This is a genomic window from Duganella qianjiadongensis (assembly GCF_009857915.1).
Taxonomy (GTDB): Bacteria; Pseudomonadota; Gammaproteobacteria; order Burkholderiales; family Burkholderiaceae_D; genus Rugamonas; species Rugamonas qianjiadongensis.
The window spans coordinates 1-266 of the sequence record NZ_WWCM01000097.1; the positions used below are offsets into that span (position 1 = coordinate 1).

1 tRNA gene and 1 rRNA gene are annotated in these 266 nt (G+C 51.9%); both read right to left on the reverse strand.

Annotated elements, in window-relative coordinates:
• Positions 1–6: 6 nt before the first annotated feature.
• Positions 7–83, reverse strand: a tRNA-Ile gene (locus tag GTP27_RS23440).
• Positions 84–146: 63 nt separating this feature from the next.
• Positions 147–266: ribosomal RNA gene (locus GTP27_RS23445) — 16S ribosomal RNA — on the reverse strand; the annotation flags it as partial.

Consider the following 266-nt stretch of genomic DNA (forward strand, 5'->3'; position numbering starts at 1 on the left):
AGAAACTGGTAGGGCTGGTTGGACTCGAACCAACGACCCCCGCGTTATCAACACGGTGCTCTAACCAGCTGAGCTACAGCCCCAAATGCTGTTCTTCTTAATTACAGTCGATAAGTGTGAACGCTTGCTGAAGAGTGCGACTCTAGAAAGGAGGTGATCCAGCCGCACCTTCCGATACGGCTACCTTGTTACGACTTCACCCCAGTCACGAATCCTACCGTGGTAAGCGCCCTCCTTGCGGTTAAGCTACCTACTTCTGGTAAAAC